The organism is Pseudomonas sp. HB05, assembly GCF_016756915.1.
GTDB classification, from domain to species: Bacteria; Pseudomonadota; Gammaproteobacteria; order Pseudomonadales; family Pseudomonadaceae; genus Aquipseudomonas; species Aquipseudomonas alvandae.
Genome location: NZ_JAESPG010000019.1, coordinates 40928 through 58772, shown reverse-complemented (window position 1 = coordinate 58772; position 17845 = coordinate 40928). Strand labels below are relative to the sequence as shown.

The 17845-nt window shown below is 61.6% G+C and carries 21 protein-coding genes and 1 riboswitch; of the genes, 10 read left to right on the top strand and 11 right to left on the bottom strand.

Translation table 11 applies throughout. The features are described from left to right. Nucleotides 1–122: 122 nt before the first annotated feature. Complete coding sequence (locus JMN22_RS17575) at nt 123–752, bottom strand: LysE family transporter (RefSeq protein ID WP_198796258.1); 630 nt, start codon at nt 750–752, stop codon at nt 123–125. A gap of 195 nt (nt 753–947) precedes the next feature. On the opposite strand from JMN22_RS17575, the gene JMN22_RS17570 reads away from it, so the two are divergent. The 3 genes from JMN22_RS17570 to JMN22_RS17560 all read left to right on the top strand — a co-directional run bounded on the left by JMN22_RS17570 (nt 948) and on the right by JMN22_RS17560 (nt 3793). Further along, nucleotides 948–1913, top strand: a complete 966-nt coding sequence (locus JMN22_RS17570) for a 2-hydroxyacid dehydrogenase (protein WP_198796257.1) — start codon at nt 948–950, stop codon at nt 1911–1913. 33 nt (nt 1914–1946) lie between these two features. Then, on the top strand, nt 1947–2945 hold the full coding sequence (locus tag JMN22_RS17565; protein WP_030138610.1) for a class I SAM-dependent methyltransferase: 999 nt from the start codon (nt 1947–1949) through the stop codon (nt 2943–2945). A 51-nt stretch (nt 2946–2996) separates the two neighbouring features. Continuing rightward, nucleotides 2997–3118, top strand: a riboswitch (yybP-ykoY riboswitch). Nucleotides 3119–3208: 90 nt separating this feature from the next. Next, nucleotides 3209–3793: a TMEM165/GDT1 family protein gene (locus tag JMN22_RS17560; RefSeq protein WP_030138609.1), complete on the top strand. Its 585-nt coding sequence runs from the start codon at nt 3209–3211 to the stop codon at nt 3791–3793. 128 nt (nt 3794–3921) lie between these two features. Here the strand turns inward: JMN22_RS17560 and JMN22_RS17555 are convergent, their stop codons facing one another. The 4 genes from JMN22_RS17555 to JMN22_RS17540 form a co-directional block, all read right to left on the bottom strand. After that, a complete protein-coding gene (locus JMN22_RS17555; protein WP_030138608.1) occupies nt 3922–4737 on the bottom strand; it encodes a M48 family metallopeptidase in 816 nt (271 codons plus the stop codon). 153 nt (nt 4738–4890) lie between these two features. After that, nucleotides 4891–5514 (bottom strand): SOS response-associated peptidase, encoded by a 624-nt coding sequence (locus JMN22_RS17550; RefSeq protein ID WP_030138607.1) that lies wholly within the window; start codon nt 5512–5514, stop codon nt 4891–4893. A gap of 36 nt (nt 5515–5550) precedes the next feature. Beyond that, nucleotides 5551–5811 carry a putative signal transducing protein gene (locus JMN22_RS17545; RefSeq protein ID WP_030138606.1) on the bottom strand — a complete coding sequence of 87 codons (261 nt, stop codon included), beginning with the start codon at nt 5809–5811 and terminating at the stop codon, nt 5551–5553. A 10-nt stretch (nt 5812–5821) separates the two neighbouring features. Next, nucleotides 5822–6004, bottom strand: a complete 183-nt coding sequence (locus JMN22_RS17540; RefSeq protein WP_030138605.1) for a CPXCG motif-containing cysteine-rich protein — start codon at nt 6002–6004, stop codon at nt 5822–5824. A 139-nt stretch (nt 6005–6143) separates the two neighbouring features. On the opposite strand from JMN22_RS17540, the gene JMN22_RS17535 reads away from it, so the two are divergent. After that, nucleotides 6144–7310 (top strand): 1-acyl-sn-glycerol-3-phosphate acyltransferase, encoded by a 1167-nt coding sequence (locus JMN22_RS17535; protein WP_033864426.1) that lies wholly within the window; start codon nt 6144–6146, stop codon nt 7308–7310. 162 nt (nt 7311–7472) lie between these two features. Here JMN22_RS17535 and JMN22_RS17530 read toward each other — a convergent pair whose 3' ends face one another. Then, complete coding sequence (locus tag JMN22_RS17530) at nt 7473–7754, bottom strand: hypothetical protein (RefSeq protein WP_030138603.1); 282 nt, start codon at nt 7752–7754, stop codon at nt 7473–7475. A gap of 215 nt (nt 7755–7969) precedes the next feature. On the opposite strand from JMN22_RS17530, the gene JMN22_RS17525 reads away from it, so the two are divergent. Then, a complete protein-coding gene (locus JMN22_RS17525; protein WP_030138602.1) occupies nt 7970–8176 on the top strand; it encodes a hypothetical protein in 207 nt (68 codons plus the stop codon). Between the two features lie 130 nt (nt 8177–8306). On the opposite strand, the gene JMN22_RS17520 is transcribed toward JMN22_RS17525, so the two are convergent. Then, nucleotides 8307–8891: a YajG family lipoprotein gene (locus JMN22_RS17520; RefSeq protein ID WP_030138601.1), complete on the bottom strand. Its 585-nt coding sequence runs from the start codon at nt 8889–8891 to the stop codon at nt 8307–8309. 206 nt (nt 8892–9097) lie between these two features. Here JMN22_RS17520 and JMN22_RS17515 point away from each other — a divergent pair, with 206 nt between their 5' ends. Both JMN22_RS17515 and mqo read left to right on the top strand, forming a co-directional pair. Then, entirely contained in the window at nt 9098–9331 is a 234-nt protein-coding gene (locus JMN22_RS17515) for a hypothetical protein (protein WP_030138600.1), read from the top strand. A gap of 736 nt (nt 9332–10067) precedes the next feature. Continuing rightward, nucleotides 10068–11576 (top strand): malate dehydrogenase (quinone), encoded by a 1509-nt coding sequence (mqo, locus tag JMN22_RS17510; protein WP_198796256.1) that lies wholly within the window; start codon nt 10068–10070, stop codon nt 11574–11576. A 111-nt stretch (nt 11577–11687) separates the two neighbouring features. On the opposite strand, the gene JMN22_RS17505 is transcribed toward mqo, so the two are convergent. Both JMN22_RS17505 and JMN22_RS17500 read right to left on the bottom strand, forming a co-directional pair. After that, the gene (locus JMN22_RS17505) at nt 11688–11975 is read right to left on the bottom strand and encodes a PA4642 family protein (RefSeq protein ID WP_030138598.1); all 288 of its coding nucleotides are present in this window, start codon (nt 11973–11975) and stop codon (nt 11688–11690) included. Between the two features lie 61 nt (nt 11976–12036). Further along, on the bottom strand, nt 12037–12522 hold the full coding sequence (locus JMN22_RS17500; RefSeq protein ID WP_198796255.1) for a hypothetical protein: 486 nt from the start codon (nt 12520–12522) through the stop codon (nt 12037–12039). Nucleotides 12523–12815: 293 nt separating this feature from the next. On the opposite strand from JMN22_RS17500, the gene dauA reads away from it, so the two are divergent. Further along, the gene (dauA, locus tag JMN22_RS17495; RefSeq protein ID WP_198796254.1) at nt 12816–14543 is read left to right on the top strand and encodes a C4-dicarboxylic acid transporter DauA; all 1728 of its coding nucleotides are present in this window, start codon (nt 12816–12818) and stop codon (nt 14541–14543) included. A 169-nt stretch (nt 14544–14712) separates the two neighbouring features. Here the strand turns inward: dauA and JMN22_RS17490 are convergent, their stop codons facing one another. Both JMN22_RS17490 and JMN22_RS17485 read right to left on the bottom strand, forming a co-directional pair. Next, nucleotides 14713–15186 (bottom strand): WbuC family cupin fold metalloprotein, encoded by a 474-nt coding sequence (locus JMN22_RS17490; RefSeq protein ID WP_198796253.1) that lies wholly within the window; start codon nt 15184–15186, stop codon nt 14713–14715. A 3-nt stretch (nt 15187–15189) separates the two neighbouring features. Next, nucleotides 15190–15747, bottom strand: a complete 558-nt coding sequence (locus JMN22_RS17485; RefSeq protein WP_030138595.1) for a hypoxanthine-guanine phosphoribosyltransferase — start codon at nt 15745–15747, stop codon at nt 15190–15192. 162 nt (nt 15748–15909) lie between these two features. Between JMN22_RS17485 and upp the strand changes: the two genes are divergently transcribed. Both upp and JMN22_RS17475 read left to right on the top strand, forming a co-directional pair. Beyond that, complete coding sequence (gene upp, locus JMN22_RS17480) at nt 15910–16548, top strand: uracil phosphoribosyltransferase (protein WP_003185330.1); 639 nt, start codon at nt 15910–15912, stop codon at nt 16546–16548. 2 nt (nt 16549–16550) lie between these two features. Continuing rightward, nucleotides 16551–17825: a uracil-xanthine permease family protein gene (locus tag JMN22_RS17475; RefSeq protein WP_198796252.1), complete on the top strand. Its 1275-nt coding sequence runs from the start codon at nt 16551–16553 to the stop codon at nt 17823–17825. Nucleotides 17826–17845: the final 20 nt, after the last annotated feature.

The window sequence follows — 17845 nt, the reverse complement described above, 5'->3', positions numbered from 1 at the left end:
CGGTCTTGGCTGGAAAGTAAGCACTCTAAAGCGCTTCTTCACGGACCAAATCAGCCGAAGGAATGATTTGATCCGCTCGCAAATACCAGCCTTGAGCCATCATCGGGACGGGTTCAGCCCAATCAATGGGCCTCGGTAAACGCCAGCTTCACCCCGATGGCAACCAGCACGGCGCCCATGGTCCGGTCGAACCAGTGGCCCATGCGGGCAAAAGCGGCACGCACCCGTGCCTGGCTGAACAGCATCGCCACCATGCAGAACCAGGCCGCCGTGGCGACTGCGAGATAGACGCCGTAGCCGGCCTGGATCGCCATCGGGGTATGGGGATTGATGACCACGGTGAACAGGGACAGGAAGAACAGCGTCGCCTTGGGATTCAGGCCGTTGGTCACGAAGCCGGCGGTAAATGCGCCGCGAGCGGTGCGTTCGCCGACTTCCTTGTGCAGGTTTTCCTCGCTGGCCTTGGCCGGCTGCGCACGCAATGCCTTGAAGCCGATGTACAACAGGTAGGCGGCGGCCGCCCACTTCAATGCGTTGAACAGCACGATCGATTGGGACACGATCAGGCCGATGCCCAGCAGCGAATATCCCACGTGCAGGAAGATCGCGGTGCCGACGCCCAACGCTGTCCACGTCCCGGCGCGGCGACCGTGGGTCACGCTTTCACGCACCACCACGGCGAAATCCGGACCAGGGCTGGCCACGGCCAGCAAATGGATCAGGGCGACGGTGAGGAATTCGGCGAGGTACATGGTGCGGCTCCTTGCGACAATCTCTGTTGAATGAATCCCGTGGCGAGGGAGCTTGCTCCCGCTCGGCTGCGCAGCAGTCGCTTGCCTCTGGGGCCTGCTTCGCAGGCCAGCGGGAGCAAGCTCCCTCGCCACGGCAAATGTTCTGATAGGCTCGCCACATTACGCCTTCAGTCCTTTCCATGACAGGTACAGCTGATGACCAATACCGCCCGCGCAGTTTTTCTCGATCACCCTTCCCTGGACCTCGGCGACCTCGACCTCGGCCCGTTGCGCGAATGCTTCGGCGAACTGCAACTGTTCGCCGGAACCCGCCAGGATGAGGTAACAGAGCGGCTCAAGGGCGCCACGGTGGCGATCACCAACAAGGTCGTGATCGATGCAGCCGCGATGGCCGCCAACCCCGAACTGCAACTGATCCTGATCAGCGCCACCGGCACCAACAACGTCGACCTGGTCGCGGCCCGCCGCCATGGCATTACCGTCAGCAACTGCCAGGGCTACGGCACGCCGTCGGTCGCCCAGCATACGATCATGCTGTTGCTGAACCTGGCGACGCGCCTGGCCGATTATCAAAAAGCCGTGGGCGAAGGTCGCTGGCAACAGGCTTCGCAGTTCTGCCTGCTGGATTATCCGATTGTCGAGCTGCAGGGCAAGACCCTCGGACTGCTCGGCCATGGCGAATTGGGCGGCGCCGTCGCGCGGCTGGCCGAAGCCTTTGGCATGAGCGTCTTGCTGGGACAGATTCCCGGACGCCCCGCTCGTCCCGACCGCCTGCCATTGGACCAACTGTTGCCGCGAGTGGACGCCCTGACGCTGCACTGTCCGCTCAACGAGCACACCCGTCATTTCATCGGCACGCGCGAACTGGCCTTGCTCAAACCCGGTACGTTCGTGGTCAACACCGCACGCGGCGGGCTGATCGACGAGCAAGCCTTGGCCGACGCCCTGCGCAGCGGTCACCTGGGCGGTGCGGCCACCGACGTGTTGAGCGTGGAGCCGCCCACCGAGGGCAATCCGCTCCTGACAGGCGACACCCCACGGTTGATCGTCACGCCCCACAACGCCTGGGGCAGCCGCGAGGCTCGGCAGCGGATCGTTGGCCAACTGAGCGAAAACGCCCAGGGATTTTTCAGCGGTACAGCGCGACGAGTCGTCAGTTGATAAACTGCCGCACTTTTTTTCAAGGAGCAGACCATGGATCCGCGCAGTGAAGTACTGCTTCGTCAACCTGAGCTATTCCAGGGTTCGGTCCTGCTGGCTGGCCTGCCCGCCGACGATCTGCTCGGCCGCCTGCCCGAGGCCCATGGTTGGTGCTGGCACGCCGGCGATCAAGCGGCCCTGGATGCGCGCTTCCCGGAGCGCAGCCATTTTGGCGTGAACGTACCCGAGCGAGGGTTCGACACCGCCGTGGTGTTCCTGCCCAAGGCCAAGGACCTCACCGACTACATCCTCAACGCCGTGGCCGCGCGCCTGGCCGGTCGCGAGGTGTACTTGGTGGGGGAAAAACGCAGCGGCATCGAGGGGGCTTCCAAGCAGCTCAACCCATTCGGCAAGCCACGCAAGCTCGACAGCGCGCGGCACTGCCAGCTCTGGCAAGTCACCGTCGCCAACGCGCCCGAGGCCAAGCCGCTGGAAAGCCTTGCACAGACGTATGAGCTGCCGTTGGCCGAAGGTCCGCTGAAGGTCATCAGCTTGCCGGGGGTATTCAGTCACGGGCGGCTGGATCGCGGCAGTGCGCTGTTGCTGGAGCACTTGGACAAGCTGCCCAGCGGCCACCTGCTGGACTTCGGCTGCGGCGCCGGCGTGCTGGGCGCTGCGGTCAAGCGCCGCTACCCGCACAACACCGTGACGCTGCTGGATGTGGATGCCTTCGCCGCCGCCAGCAGTCGCCTGACCTTGGCCGCCAACGGCCTGGAAGCCGACGTACTGACCGGTGACGGGATCGACGCCGCGCCCATGGGCCTGAACGCGATCCTGAGCAATCCGCCGTTCCATGTCGGGGTGCACACCGATTATCACGCGACGGAAAACCTGCTGCGAAAAGCCGCCAAACATCTGAAAAATGGCGGCGAACTGCGGCTGGTTGCCAACAGTTTCCTCAAATACCAGCCGCTGATCGAAGAGCACCTCGGCACGTGCACCATCAAGGCCGAAGGCCAGGGTTTTCGCATCTACCGGGCCAAGCGCGGCTGAAGCATCCTTGAAAAACAGCGCTTGCCCAATCGGATTTGCCTAGGCAGAATCCGCACCGTCCTAGGGGAGTAGTCTCCCGCGAGCGCTCTGCTCGCCCGGCATACGTCAACATACTTGGTCAGCAGACCATGGCGTATGCGGCCCAAGCGTCCACGCAGATGGTCGCTGGGTTTGACAAGACCTATGACACGCACACCTTACCCGGGGCGGGAAGGCTGTACGTGTCATAGCCGTGTCGACCCGCCCCTCTTAGGAATTTCCTGATGCTGGACTCTCTACTCGTACCTACCGCCATCGTTGCGCTGGCCGAAATCGGCGACAAGACGCAACTGCTCGCGCTGATCCTTGCCGCTCGCTTTCGCAAACCCTGGCCGATCATCGCCGGCATCGTCGCCGCGACCCTGGCCAACCACGCGGCAGCGGGCGCGGTGGGTGCCTGGGTCAGTGGGTTCTTCTCCGACTCGGTGTTGCATTGGATATTGGCGGCAAGCTTCGCGGCCACGGCATTGTGGACCCTGGTCCCGGACAAGCTGGACGATGAAGAGGCCAATACGGCTCGCAGGTTCGGGCCGTTCCTGACCACGCTGATCGCGTTCTTCCTGGCGGAAATCGGCGACAAGACCCAGATCGCCACGGTGATGCTCGCCGCGCAATACCCGGAACTGTGGTTGGTGATCATTGGCACCACCGTGGGCATGTTGATTGCCAACGTGCCGGTGGTATTGGCTGGCAACTTCGCCGCCGAGAAACTGCCCCTGGCCCTCATCCGCCGCCTGGCCGCCTCGGCGTTTTTCATCCTGGCAATCGTGGCGGTATACAAGGCAATGCAGAGCAGTGGGTGGGTTTGATTGATTTGAATCAGACTTGCCGCGTTATCGTTCTTCGCGAGCAAGCTCGCTCCCACAGGGGACTTCGTTGTCCTTGTGGGAGCGAGCTTGCTCGCGATGAGGCCAGCCGCCTCACCGCGTGACGATGCTTACTTCTTGGCCTGCTGGTAAAGCGGCATCACCTTCGGAATCGCCGCTTGCAACGAGGCGATCCGGCTGCTCGACGATGGGTGGGTGCTCATGAATTCCGGCGGAGCGCCTTCCGAAGCCTTGGCCATCTTGTTCCACAGGGTGATCGCGGCGTTCGGGTCGTAGCCGGCGCGGGCGGCCAGTTCGAGGCCGATCAGGTCGGCTTCGTTCTCGTTGCCACGGCTGTTGGGCAAGGTCATGCCGTAGTTGGCCACGGTGTCGGCCAGCGCCAGGCTGTCCTGGCCCAGGCCGAATATCGCGCCGGCGCCCTGCTTGGCCATTTCGATACCATAGGCCTTGGACATGGCTTCACGGCCATGCTCGCGCAAGGCATGGGCGATTTCATGGCCCATGATCGCGGCGATTTCAGCGTCGGTCAGTTTCAGCTGGTCGATCAAGCCGGAGTAGAACATGATCTTGCCGCCAGGCCCGCAGTTGGCATTGAGCTCGTCACTCTTGATCAGGTTGACTTCCCAGTTCCACTGCGCCGAATCCGGGCGGAACACAGGCGCCTGGGCAATCAGGCGGTCGGCAATGACCTGGAGACGCTTGGCATCGCTGCTGGTCTTGTCCAAAGCGCCCTGGGCTTTCGCCTCGCCCATGGTTTTCTGATAGGACTGGGCGTACATCTGGTTGACCTCGGCGGTCGACAGCATGCTGAACATGTACTGCTTGCGCTCCACCCCCACGGCTCCGCCGCTGGTGGTGTTGACCGATTGGCAACCGGCAAGCAGCAGACCCGCACTCAGCGCACTTACCATCAAAATCTTGTTCATCTATGAAGCTCCCTGGAAACGTGCGCGTATCCTAGGCGTTGATTTGTATCGGCGCCAGATACACAGCGCGAGGATTACAGATTTTTCTGAAAGGCCCGACTCCCGGTGGGAGCGAGCCTGCTCGCGAAGGGGTTGGGACTGTCGCCACAACCCTCAAGCCGGCGTCAGGCACTCCGGCCCATTGAGTTTCGGGTCGTTGACCATGTTCGCCAACACCCGCTCGCGCAATTGCCCCGGCTCGCTCGCCAGCAGCCCTTGCAAGGCATGCAACGGTGTCTCGGGATCAAGCCAGAGGCGTTGGCCTTCTTCGTCCAGAATCAATGGCCGACGCTGGCCAGCCGCCGGTTGGGTGATGACTGCCGTGCTCAACCACACCTGTTCCTGCACCGGATACGCTTCCCAGATCGCCGCGAAAAACAGCGACGAACCCTCTCCTGGCGTCAGCCAGTACGGGCGTTTACGCGATCCACCGCGCCATTCGTAGAATCCGTTGGCCGGCAGCAGGCACCGGCGCAAACGCAGGGCCTCGCGGAACATCGGTTGCTCGGCGACGGTTTCGGCCCGGGCGTGGGCGGGAGTACGGGACAGATCGGTCAGCCACGGCGGCGTCAGCCCCCAGCGCGCCCGGGCCAATTCGCGCTGGCCGTCGGCGCCAACCCGCAGCATCAGCACCGAATCGTTGGGCGAAATGTTCCATTGGGCCTTCTGATCGACGGGGAAGCCGGGCAAGGCCGCGAAGGCGGGATTCCAGCGAAACAGGGCATAACGTCCACACATGGGGAAATACGGCTCTCATATCAAACGGCGGCCAGCCTAACAGACCAGCGTTCCGGGGTAACTGTCCGGTTCATCGCCGGGCACCGGCAGCGCGGCATTGTAGGCGGCGATCAACTCCCGGGCGTATTGCGCCTGTTCATCGTCCACCGCCAGCCCCAACAGCCCGTGCATCGGCAGCTCCCCCGCGCCACCCACCAGGTCACGGCCCACCAGATGTGCCGTGATGCCTTCGCTGGCGAGCATGCCTTGGAGCAATTCGCCTTCCATCAGGTTTTCCAACTCGTAGATTCGCTGCATGGCCACCCCATCATTCGTTTTCGCTGAAGACCTCGAGGTGCCACTCCTCACCGTGGACTTGCAGTACGAAGGTAATCGGCCGACAGCAGACCTGACAGTCTTCGATATAGGTCTGGTCGCCACCGGAAAGATCCAATGAAGTCTCTACCTCTTCCCCACAATACGGACATTCATACTCAGCGGCTTCCAGCATCGCGGTCTCCCAAGTGACTTGTGCGTATAATCGCCGGTCTATTTGCAGGGCTATTTTCGTCTGGCTTATTTTCCAGGCCGTGCCCTGTCGTATTTTCGATCGAACCTTTACTTACCCTAGCCGTTTCCAACAAGAGAGCATGATGGGCGAATTCGATGCCATCCGACCTTACGACGACAGTGAAGTCCCAGCAGTGCTGGCACGGCTGCTCAGCGACAAGGCGTTTCTAGATATCCTCACCCACTTCCGCTTCCCGCGCCTGGCCGGCGCGTTCGGCTGGATGCTCAAACCCCTTATAGCGCAGAAGTTGCGTCGAGAGTTCGCCGGTGTGACATCGGTCGCCACGTTGCAGGACAAAGTGGAGTTCTATGTCGACCACACCATCGAGCGCGCCACCGATGGCGTGACGTACACCGGGGTGGAGCAATTCAAATCCGGCAACGCTTACCTGTTCATCGCCAACCACCGCGACATCGTGATGGACCCGGCGTTCGTCAACTACGCCGTGTACCACGCCGGCCTGCCGACCCCGCGCATCGCCATTGGCGACAATCTGCTGCAGAAGCCGTTCGTCAGCGACCTGATGCGCCTGAACAAGAGTTTTATCGTGCACCGCTCGATCACCGGTCGCCGGGAAAAAATGGCGGCGTACCAGTTGCTGTCGGCGTACATCAACCACTCGATCCGCAACGATTGCGCCTCGATCTGGATCGCCCAGGCCGAAGGTAGGGCCAAGGACGGTGACGATCGCACCGAATCAGCGATCCTCAAGATGTTCCACATGAGCCGCAAGGACGAACCGTTCGGCGAGGTGATCCGCTCGCTGAACCTGACGCCGGTGTCGATCAGCTACGAATACGATCCGTGTGACCAGGCCAAGGCCCGCGAGTTGTACATCCGCGCCACTACCGGGACCTACACCAAGGCACCGGGCGAGGATGACGTCAGCATCGCCAAGGGCATCACTGGCTATAAAGGCCGGGTCCATGTGAATTTTGCCGCGCCGATCACCGAGCTGTTCGAGGACACCAAGCAACTGGCAGCGGAGATGGACCGGCAGATCCTCGGCGGTTATCGCCTGTTCCCGGTGCATTACCTGGCCTATGCCCAATGGGCCGACGCCGACCCGCAGCTACAGGTCCCGACGGCCGCCGAGGTGTTCGGTGCCGAAGAACTGGCGAAGGCCCAAGAGGAATGGCAGCGTCGACTGGATGAGTGTCCGGTGGAACAGCGACCGTTCCTGGTGCTGCAATATGCAACGCCGGTGCGTAACCAGTATCGGGTCAAGGCGGGGCTGGCGCTTTAAGCGACAGCCCTTAGAGCGAGTGACCTGTGGCGAGGGGATTTATCCCCGCTCGAGTGCACAGCACTCGCAAGCCCTTGGGCTAGCCATAGATATCGGGTCTGCTACGCAGCCCAGCGGGGCGGTGCGACGTTTCGCTAAATCCCCTCGCCACAGATTGCTTCATCAGAGCTTTGTGCTGAACCACGACATCAACAGCGCAACGCCCAGGCAAGCAAAACCGAAGCGGTAGAAAAACCGGTTCATGCGTTGCGTCGCCAGGTCCAGCAGCGCTTCGAATCGTTCATTGCTTTCGCCGCCACGCGCTTCGAGACAGGCCCGCGCCCGCTGCTCGCGGCGGCGCGTTGCGTGCAATACCCAGCCACCCGGGCAGGCAAACAGCAGCGCGAGCAGGTTGATCAGTTTGGCGGGGTGGGCAGCGAACAACGAAAACAGTTGCAACGACATCACGAACCTCAAGCGAAAAACGGACGCCTTGCGCCCAAGACCTACAAATCAGGGCGCGGATTCTACCGAAAGCCTGGCGCGCTGCGCGGCTTTTTCCGACCGGTAACGATGTCGTTCAATACTGAATGCGTTTGTGGCGGATTAATTTCATCCGTCACGGTTTCGTCATAAGGATAGGCCACCCTGTCGCCCTCCAAACCTGCACGGAACCCGTCATGCTGCACGCCGAAAACCAGGATCGCCTCTACCTCATCAGCCCGAGCGACGAACAACAGAACCTCGTCGACAGCCTGTCCTTCAACGTCCAGGACCGGCACTGGCTGGTGTATTGCGCCCTCGGCGGCCATCCACATGCTGATCTTCCGGAGACAGACCTGCTGACCGGGATCAGCGTGCTGGAGCTTTATTCCCAGGCCGCCTGAATATCTCATCCATAAAAAAAACCTGTGGGAGCGAGCTTGCTCGCGATGGCAGTGATCAGCCAACATCAAAGTGGCTGACATTCCGCTATCGCGAGCAAGCTCGCTCCCACAGGGATATGGGGCTTGTTACTTACTCTGCCAACACCTGACCAATGGTCGGGTCCTTGAACAGACGGGTCAGGGCATCGCTCAACACGTCGCTGACCAGCTTGGTATTGGTGTCCTGGTTCGGCGCCATGCCAAAGCGCTGGTCCAGCGAAGCGCCGTAACGACCGCTGTAGCGACGGTTCGCGTTCTGCACGTCGGAGCGGAAGGTCGCGCCGATCGTTGCTTCGGTCACGTACATGCCTTCCTTGGGCGACTGGTATTTCAGCTCCGCCAGGGTCACGGTCAGTTGCGGCGCGTTCATGGCGTTCGCGGTCGGGGTGAAGCCCAGCAGGCGCACGGCCGCCTCGGCCTGGGCCTGCAACTTCGGCAGGATCTGCGCGCCCTGCACCGTGATCACGCTGGTTTCAGGGTACAACCCACCGCGGGTGCCGAGGGTCGGCGACGGACGACCGTCCACGACACGCACCACGACCGGCTGGCCACGGCCCACCGGCGCCAATTGGGCGTTGAGCTTGGGTTCCGGGTTAAGTTGCTGCGGGCTGTGGGCACAGCCGACGAGGGTCAGACTGGTCACGGCGATCAAACCGAACAACAGGCGTTGCAACATGCTCTTCTCTCCAGAATCGGGCACAAACAGGCCGGCAGTATAGCGGTGCGCCATCGCGGCGAACCAGCGTCGCAGCATGAATACCGAGATGTCTGACAAGGGCCACCGTGGGCGGTTCCTGTCACCCCGTTGTCACCTTCCTTAAACCAGCATGTCATGGCCGGCTGTCAGGCTGTCCACAAGTTCCCTCGACACGGTATCCGACCATGCGTTTTCTGATCGATCTGTTTACCCCCCGTCCCCATCATCGCTGCTTTGCCCTGCTGGACCGCGCCGGTCGCTGCCAGGCGTTCAAGCAATGCAGCTTGCAACCCATGGGCGAAGGCTGGGTGGAAATCGAAGAGATCCGCCTCAACTGGCTGCACCAGCCCCTGCCCGTCGAAGCGCGAGTGCAACCGCCCCGCGCACGCGCCCGTAGCCGGCAACTGTTGGCCGTCTGACCGGAAGGCTAATAAAAGTCATAAAACACGACCATTTCCACGCGTTTCTTCGTTACAATCTCCCCCCGATTATAAGGACGTCTCCTGATCGGGCCTCGCAACATCGCTGATGCGCTTGTATTGGCACTTCGCACCGCCCACAGAGAGCCGCCCACACAGATCGAGTGAAGCTGGCGCGCTTGCTGTTCCCGGGCAAAATCTCCGCTTTTCACGAATCTGCAGAGCTGTCATTACGCTCGGTCACTGAGCTGTCTGCCCGTTTTGCCTGTCATGTACTGCATGAGGGCAACCAAACCGGGCGCGGTGCCAGGCTGGGACAGCCCTTTTTTGAGGTTCACGTCTTCAAAAGAGCGTGAAAAAACGGGTTTTCACAACTTCACAAGAGTGTGGCGAGCAAATGAAGAGTTTTGCGTCTGAACAAGCACCATTAGCGTCTGGAACAGCCCAACGACACAGGACCGGATATCGTTCAATAACCGGCGCCTGAAGCCTGTCCGCTACGGATTTGGTTGCACGAACGGATGTCTCGGCCATAAGTCGAATTGCCTGCCCGGCGCTTAAATGAGTTCATGTGACTCTTGAGGCCGTGCTGCATGCATCCGCAGTGTTGCGAAAAATTGCGAAGATTCGGACATGGCGATTCCTGGCCATGGATTCCTGGGGCGCAACTGACTTGCCCCGCTTCCTGGCCGCTATGCCGACAATTTGGTGCTGCAGATTTTTGGAGACGCGTTAAATGGCGCATAACGAAGCAGTCGATGTAGTTCTGGTAGGGGCCGGCATCATGAGTGCCACCCTGGCCGTGCTGCTCAAGGAGCTCGACCCCGCGATCTCGCTGGAAGTCGTCGAGCTGATGGATTCCGGTGCCGCGGAGAGTTCCAATCCCTGGAACAACGCCGGTACCGGCCACGCCGGGCTGTGTGAGCTGAACTACACGCCCCAGGCCGCCGACGGCACCGTCGACATCAAGAAAGCCGTGCACATCAACACCCAGTTCGAAGTATCGAAGCAGTTCTGGACGTACCTGACCAGGAAGGGCACGTTCGGCTCGTCGAAATCCTTCATCGCCCCCGTGCCGCACTTGAGCTTCGTGCAGGGCGAGAAAGGCGTGGAGTTTTTGAAGAAGCGCTTCGAACTGATGCGCCAGCATCACGCCTTCGCCGACATGGAATACACCGAAGACAAGGGCCAGATGGCCGAGTGGATGCCGCTGATGATGCCAGGCCGGCCGGCTGACGAAGTTGTCGCCGCCACCCGCGTCATGAACGGTACCGACGTCAACTTCGGCGCCTTGACCAACCAGTTGCTCAAGCACCTGGGCAGTGCGCCGGACACCCAGATCAAATACTGCAAGCGCGTCACCGGCCTCAAGCGCAACGGTGATGGCTGGACCGTGAGCATCAAGGACGTCAATTCCGGCAATACCCGGGAAGTCGACGCCAAGTTCGTCTTCCTCGGTGCAGGTGGCGCCGCGTTACCACTGCTGCAAGCCTCAGGCATCGAAGAGAGCAAGGGCTTCGGCGGCTTTCCGGTCAGCGGCCAGTGGCTGCGTTGCGACAACCCGGAAGTGGTCAAGCACCACCAGGCCAAGGTCTACAGCCAGGCCGCCGTGGGCTCGCCGCCAATGTCGGTGCCGCACCTGGACACCCGCGTGGTCGACGGCAAGAAGTCCCTGCTGTTCGGGCCATACGCCGGTTTCACCACCAAGTTCCTCAAGCACGGCTCGATCATGGACTTGCCGTTGTCGGTACGCGCCGGCAACATCGGCCCGATGCTGGCCGTGGCCCGGGACAACATGGACCTGACCAAGTACCTGATCAGCGAAGTGATGCAGTCCATGGAACAGCGCCTGGAATCCTTGCGCCGCTTCTACCCCGAGGCGAAAGCCGAAGACTGGCGCCTGGAAGTGGCCGGCCAACGGGTGCAGATCATCAAGAAAGACCCGAAGAAAGGCGGCATCCTGCAATTCGGCACCGAGCTGGTGGCGGCCAAGGACGGCAGCCTCGCCGCCTTGCTCGGCGCTTCGCCAGGTGCTTCGGTAACCGTGTCGATCATGCTGGAACTGATCGAGCGTTGCTTCCCGGAAAAAGCCAAGGGCGAATGGGCCACCAAGCTCGCGGAAATCTTCCCGGCCCGGGAAAAAGTGCTGGAAACCGACGCGGCGCTGTATCGCAAGATCAATGCGCAGAACAACATCGCGCTGGAGTTGGTTGAAGAAAGCAGCGAGACCCAAAGCTACGCTTGATTCGATCGGCTAAAAAAACGCCCCGTTCTCCATGAGAGCGGGGCGTTTTTTTAGGACCTCGTGGCCAGGGAGCTTGCTCCCGCTGGCCTGCGAAGCAGGCCCCTGAATCAATCAGCCACGCGCCTTCTCGATCAATTCAATGTATTCCTGGGCATTGCGCTGATCGCGAACCAGCGTCACGAAATCATTGCCATGTTCGTCCTTGCCGTTAAGGTCGTAGCCCGCCTCGGCAAAAAACACCAGGAAGCGCTCGAAATCATCGACACGCAGCCCACGGTAGGCCTTGATCAGTTTGTGCAGCGACGGCGACGTGGCATCGATCGGTTCAAAATTGAGGAACAGCTTGATCTGTTCATCGCCAATCTCGTCACCAATCACCTGTTTCTTGTCTTTACGCATTGCCGGCTCCAGCTCGCACAGTTCACGGGGCGGGCAGTTTACCCCTGCCGGGCGTCGCGGCTCAACGCGGGCGTGCGGTGCCAGTGTGCAGGTCGGCCCAGATGTGACCGTTGGCGTAGCTGAGAAACTGCACGTAGACCGTGTCGTTGCGCAGCAGATCGATGACGACTCGGTACTGGGCCTGTGGATAAGACAGGGTCAGGGTCTTGCTTACCTCGTCGAACACCGGTTTCTTCAGGCTTTTGCTTTCGCCATCGAAATTGAGGATGACCTGGTTGATGGTCGCGCCCTTGTTCAGGGGTTTGCCTTTGAGCCGCACCATCAAGGGCGAGGTGACCGGGATCGGTTGTTGATTGGACGGTCGCTGGTTGCCCAGCACCACCGAATACTCCGTGACTTGCAGCAACTGCTGCTGTTCGGGCTGTTCCTGGCGCGCCACCAGGTCATCGGGGGGCAGGAACTGGCTGTGCATCGGCGCGGCCATGGCTGTCATAGGCAGGCTGGCTATCAATAGCAGAGTGGCGCAGCGGTGGATCGATACACGCATGACAGGCTCCAGAGACTTGGCTGGGCACGCTAGCATCCGTGGAAAAAATAAGCGACCCGGGTCAATACATCCAGGTGTCTGGCGCGGCATACTCAGAGGGCAATCTGCGTGACCTCACTGAGGTACGCTTTCGTGGCGAGGGGATTTATCCCCGCTCAAGTGCGTAGCACTTGCATTCAGCCTGGCGATACAAAAAGCCGGGGCCGCTTCGCGACCCAGCGGGGCGGTGCGACGTTTCGCTAAATCCCCTCGCCACAGGACCCCATGTTCCATTTACGTCATGTGGAGTATCCATGTCCTTCTCCGCCCCACCGCTGTTTGCCGCCTGGCGCCAAGCCTGGCGTGCCGGTTACACCCTTGAACGCCTGCGCGGCGATCTGGTGGCCGGGCTCACCGTGGGCATCATCGCCATCCCCCTGGCCATGGCACTGGCCATCGCCGTTGGCGTCCCGCCCCAGCATGGCCTGTACACGGTGCTGGTGGCGGCGCCACTGATCGCCCTGACCGGCGGCTCGCGTTTCAACGTGAGTGGGCCGACGGCTGCCTTTGTCGTCATCCTGCTGCCCATCACCCAGCAATACGGATTGGGCGGCCTGCTGCTGTGCACGATGCTCGCCGGCTTGATCCTGATCGCCCTGGGATTGATGCGCGCCGGGCGGCTGATCCAATACATCCCCTATCCCGTGATCCTCGGTTTCACTGCCGGGATCGGCGTCGTGATCGCCACGCTGCAACTCAAGGACCTGTTGGGACTGACCACCGCAGGCCACGCCAAGCACTACATCGAACAGCTCGGCGAGCTGGTCGTCGCGTTGCCCAGCGCCCATCTTGGCGACGGCATCATCGGCGTCGCGTGCCTGGCCGTGCTGATTGCCTGGCCGCGCTGGGTACCACGGGTTCCCGGGCACCTGGTGGCCTTGCTCGTGGGCGCGCTGCTGGGGCTGGCGATGGAGCGTGGCGGATGGCCGATCGCAACATTGGGCGAGCGCTTCAGCTATGTCGTCGATGGCATCGCCTATCCCGGCATCCCGCCTTTCCTGCCGAGCTTCGACTGGCCGTGGAACCTGTCGGACAGCCAAGGTCATGGGCTGGTGCTTTCCTATGACCTGTTCCGCCAATTGCTGGGGCCGGCGTTTGCCATCGCCATGCTCGGTGCCATCGAATCATTGTTGTGCGCGGTAGTGGCGGACGGCATGACCGGCAGCAAACATGACCCGAACGCCGAGCTGATGGGCCAGGGCCTGGGCAATCTGGTTGCGCCGCTGTTCGGCGGCATCACCGCCACCGCCGCCATCGCCCGTAGCGCCACCAACGTGCGCAGCGGCGCGACCTCACCGCTGGCGGCGATCATCCACAGCCTGGTGGTATTGGTGGCGATTGTGCTGCTGGCACCGCTGTTCAGCTACTTGCCCATGGCCGCGCTGGCGGCATTGCTGGTGATGGTGGCCTGGAACATGAGCGAGGCCGGGCATGTGCTGCACACGCTGCGTATAGCGCCGCGCAGCGATGTGCTGGTCCTGTTGACCTGCCTGAGCCTGACCGTGCTGTTCGACATGGTGATGGCCGTCGCCGTCGGCCTGTTGCTGGCGGCCGGACTGTTTATCAAGCGCATGAGCGAACTGACCGACAGCGCCGAGCTGCCGCGCCATGTCCATAAAGCCTTGCTGGACATGCCCGAGCATGTTCGCTGCTATGCCATTCGCGGGCCGTTGTTCTTTGGCGCAGCGGAAAAAGCCCTGGACGTGCTGCGCAAGTTCGACCCGGGTGTTCGGGTGGTGGTCGTGGAAATGAGCGCCGTACCGATGCTGGACATGACCGCCCTGGCCGCGTTTGAAAATATCCTGAGGGATTACCGCAAGCAGGGCATCGGCCTGATCCTGGTCGCGACCGCGCCGAGGGTACGCCTGAAACTGCGCCGCGCTGGAATACATCGTGAACAGCGTCAATTGGCGTATGTGCAGACCTTGGAACAGGCGCGGGTCAAGAGCGAGCATTGGTTGGCCAGTCGTATGGCCCATTGAAGACGCGCCCGACCTGTGGCGAGGGGATTTATCCCCGCTGGGTTGCGAAGCAGCCCTAAAATCAGGCGACTCGGAGTGTCAGGCTAATCGAGTCGATTGTTCTAGGGTCGCTTCGCAACCCAGCGGGGATAAATCCCCTCGCCACAAAAGCCTCCTCACCACAGGTCGATCAATCGAACTGAGCGCGCATCCAAGCGTGGTATTGCGCCACGCCGGGCTCGCCTTCGCGAGGTGCCCAATGGGCCAGTTCGCCCTCGCCCACTGGCCGATAAGGGCCCGCCTTGCATTCGAACATCAGGCTGTCGGCTTCGAGTACCACCAGGCCGTGGTAGACGCCAGCCGGCAAGTCGACACCGAGGCAATCGCCGCCGGCCTGCAGGATTCGCTTGTCGAGCACCGTACCGCTTTCGTCGAAGATCAACACACCGAGCCGGCCCTTGAGCACCAGCAGGGTCTCAGCCTTGTCGGCGCTCAGGTGGCGATGTGGCGGGATGTAGGTCGACGGTTGCAAGCCCACCGCCATGCGATGGCAAGGCTCGTCCATCTGGTGGAAGTTGTGATGCTGCCGCCCGCGTGGGCTGGCCGCGGCTTTCCCGGCCAGTTCATCGAACAGGGCTTGATCCAGGAACGCCGGCCCAGTCATCTATTACATCCCCTTGACCGCAAAGATACCGTTGGCGTTGCGCCAGTAGCCTTTGTAGTCCATGCCATAGCCAAAGATGTATCGGTCGATGCACGGCAAACCGACGAAGTCGGCCTTCAGGTCCGGACGAGCCTTGCGGTCGTGATCCTTGTCGATCAGCACGGCGGTGTGCACCGCGCGGGCGCCGGCGTGTTTGCAGAAATCGATGATCGCGCCCAGGGTATGACCTTCGTCGAGGATGTCGTCGATGATCAGTACGTCGCGGTCGATGAACGAGACTTCCGGCTTGGCTTTCCAGAACAGGTCGCCGCCGCTGGTTTCGTTGCGATAACGGGTCGCGTGCAGGTAGGACGCTTCCAGCGGGAAGTTCAGATAGGTCAGCAGCTTGCCGGAGAAAATCAGCCCGCCGTTCATCACGCAGAACACGACCGGATTGCTTTCGGCCAACTGATCGTTGATTTGCGCACCGACACGGGCGATGGCCGCTTCGACTTCAGCTTCGGTGTACAGGCAGTCAGCCTCTCGCATGACTTGACGGATATGCTCGAGATCAGCGGACATGGCGCTCTCCAGGGGTGGCAGTTCGGAAAAGCCGGCAAAGGTACGCATCCCGCCCGGCCAGATCAAGCATTTGTGGACTAACGTTCTGTATTGTCTATAGGACAACACCCTCGGATAGATTAATCTAGGCCGGTTTTTTTGCCCGCCGCCGGAGCCTTCCCCATGCCCATCCTCGAGATCCGCCATCCGCTGATCAGACATAAACTCGGCCTGATGCGCCGCGCCGACATCAGCACGAAGAACTTTCGCGAACTCGCCCAGGAAGTCGGTGCCCTGCTCACCTACGAAGCCACCAAGGACCTGCCGCTGGAGTCCTATGAAATCGACGGCTGGGCCGGTACGGTCCAGGTCGAGAAAATCGCCGGCAAGAAAATCACCGTGGTGCCGATCCTGCGCGCCGGCATCGGCATGCTCGAGGGCGTCCTGAGCCTGATCCCCGGGGCCAAGGTCAGCGCCGTGGGCGTGGCTCGCAACGAGCAGACCCTGCAAGCGCATACCTACCTGGAAAAACTGGTGCCGGAAATCGACGAGCGCCTGGCGATGATCATCGACCCGATGCTCGCCACTGGCAGCTCCATGGTCGCCACCATCGACCTGCTGAAAAAAGCCGGTTGCCGGGACATCCGCGCCATGGTGCTGGTCGCGGCCCCCGAAGGCATCAAGGCCGTGCAGGACGCCCACCCGGATGTGACCATCTACACCGCGTCCATCGACCAGAAACTCAACGAACATGGCTACATCATCCCGGGCCTGGGCGATGCCGGCGACAAGATTTTCGGCACCAAGCAGAAGGACGCCTGAGCATGCAGGACGAGTTCAACGATCCGCTCTGGCGCCAGGTGCTGTCCGGCGCCCAGATGCTGTTCGTCGCCTTCGGCGCGCTGGTATTGATGCCGCTGATCACTGGGCTGGACCCGAACGTGGCGCTGTTCACCGCCGGCCTGGGAACGATCCTGTTCCAGGTCGTCACCGGACGCCAGGTGCCGGTGTTTCTCGCCTCGAGTTTTGCCTTCATCACGCCGATCATCCTTGCCAAGGGCCAGTTCGGCCTGGCGGCGACCATGGGCGGCGTGATGGCGGCCGGTTTCGTCTACACGTTCCTGGGCCTGGCAGTAAAGATCAAGGGCACCGGGTTCATCGACCGGCTGCTGCCACCGGTGGTGATCGGCCCGGTGATCATCTCCATCGGCCTGGCCATGGCGCCGATTGCCGCCAACATGGCGATGGGCAAGGCCGGCGATGGCACTGAGCTGATTCATTATCAGACCGCGATGATGATTTCCATGCCGGCCCTGCTTACCACCTTGATCGTAGCGGTGTTCGGAAAAGGCATTTTCCGCCTGGTGCCGATCATTTCCGGCGTGCTGGTGGGTTTTGCCATGGCGTTTTTCTTCGGTGTCGTGGACATCGCAAAAATCGCCGCCGCGCCATGGTTCGCCCTGCCGGCGTTCACCGCACCGGAGTTCAACTGGCAGGCAATCCTGTTCATCGTGCCGGTCGCCCTGGCGCCGGCCATCGAGCACATCGGCGGCGTGATTGCCGTGGGCAGCGTGACCGGTCGTGACTACCTGAAAAAACCCGGCCTGCATCGCACACTGCTCGGCGACGGCATTGCCACCACCGCCGCCGGCCTGTTCGGCGGCCCGCCCAACACCACCTACGCCGAAGTGACTGGCGCGGTGATGCTGACCAAGAACTACAACCCGAAGATCATGACCTGGGCGGCAATCTTTGCCATCAGCCTGGCGTTCATCGGCAAGTTCGGCGCGCTGCTGCAGAGCATCCCGGTACCGGTGATGGGCGGGATCCTGTGCCTGCTGTTCGGCTCGATCGCGGCGGTGGGCATGAACACGCTGATCCGCCACAAGATCGACTTGGGCGAAGCCCGCAACCTGGTGATCGTTTCAGTGACCTTGGTGTTCGGCATCGGCGGCGTGCTGGTGGGCACCGGCACCGGCCCGGACGACTTCGGTCTCAAGGGCATCGCGCTGTGCGCCGTGGTGGCGATCGCGTTGAACCTGTTGCTGCCGGGCAATGACGGTTGGAAGCAGAAGAAGGCGGATGAGCCGTTGATCTGACTCAGGCTTGAAGGCTTTTT